The sequence below is a fragment of the Nocardia farcinica genome, assembly GCF_029867845.1.
Lineage (GTDB): Bacteria > Actinomycetota > Actinomycetes > Mycobacteriales > Mycobacteriaceae > Nocardia > Nocardia farcinica_A.
On the sequence record NZ_JARWRU010000921.1, the window covers coordinates 1 to 1,127 of the forward strand.

Below are 1,127 nucleotides of genomic sequence, written 5' to 3' on the forward strand. Positions count from 1 at the left end.
CCGGCGCGCGGGGCGGCGGGGCGGGCGGGCGCCCCCCACGGCACGAGCCTGTGGGCGGGCACCGGATTCCGCTCCGCTCGTCCGGGGACGGCGGCGGCGATTCTCGCCGAACTCACTCCCTGACGGAGACGATTTCCGCACCGGGAGTCACCGCGCGACTCCCGCGTCACTCCCCTCACTTCGTTCAGGGGAGTTGCCAATTTTTCCCTCGCGCTGTTTGACCGCGCCACGGCCGGGAATAGCCGTCGTGCAACAACATTTAAGCGTGAAGCGGGATTGTCATGTTCATGGTTACCGGGCTCGTCGCCCTGCTCGCCGCCGTCGTGGCCGGTGTGGCGTTGGCTGCGGCCGATATCGACCAGATGCGTTCGGCCGCGGGTGATTTCGAAGTCTTCGGCCATCCCTTCACTCCCTCGGTGGGAGAGGTTTTCGGCTCCGGCGTCCTCATCGGCGCCGTGGGCATGCTCGGAGTGCTGCTCCTGTCGATCGGTGTGTGGCGAACCGCCCGCCGCGGCAGTGAAGCGCGCCGGGAACTACGTCGTTCACGCCGGGAGATCGCGGCGGCCCGCCGCGCCGCTCCCGCACCCCGGACCGACACCGCGGCGCCCCGCAGCGGCGCGGTGTGGAGTGCGAACCGGTTCATGAAGCGCCCCGCGGGCGACAACTCGGGACCGGCCAAGGCCTGAACACATTCAGTCGGAATTCGACTGTCGAGGAAAGGGATAAAACAATGATCGTTCTCGGATTGATTCTGCTGGTCGTCGGCTGGCTGCTCGGCATCAATCTGTTGGTCACGGCGGGCATCATCGTCCTGCTGGTCGGCGCGGCGCTGTGGATCGCCGGCTCGGTGGGCCGTCCGGTCGGTGGCCGCAGGCACTATTTCTGACGATGGACCGGAATCCATCACGTCGCCGGAGCCCGCTCGAGAACCGGGTGCGGGCAACGCGCGGCAGCGTGCGGAAGTTTCTCGGCAGGGCGACCGACAACCCCCGCCTCGAAGCACAGGGCCGCCGGGATCAGCTGTCCGGCAACCTGAGACAGGCCACGAACAAGGTGCGCCGGGCCTTCGGGCGCTGACACACCGACCGATGCGGTGACGACACCGGAGAGGCCGGATGGCGAGATGC

The 1,127-nt window shown here is 68.2% G+C and carries 3 protein-coding genes; 2 read left to right on the forward strand and 1 reads right to left on the reverse strand.

Annotated elements, in window-relative coordinates:
• Positions 1–287 precede the first annotated feature (287 nt).
• Positions 288–686, forward strand: a complete 399-nt coding sequence (locus QH283_RS20270) for a hypothetical protein (RefSeq protein WP_280504558.1) — start codon at positions 288–290, stop codon at positions 684–686.
• Positions 687–730: 44 nt separating this feature from the next.
• Positions 731–886, forward strand: coding sequence for a DUF6131 family protein (locus QH283_RS20275; protein ID WP_280504559.1), 156 nt, complete (start codon positions 731–733; stop codon positions 884–886).
• 17 nt (positions 887–903) lie between these two features.
• Here the strand turns inward: QH283_RS20275 and QH283_RS20280 are convergent.
• On the reverse strand, positions 904–1,127 hold a 224-nt coding region (locus tag QH283_RS20280), incomplete at its 5' end, for a hypothetical protein (RefSeq protein WP_280504560.1).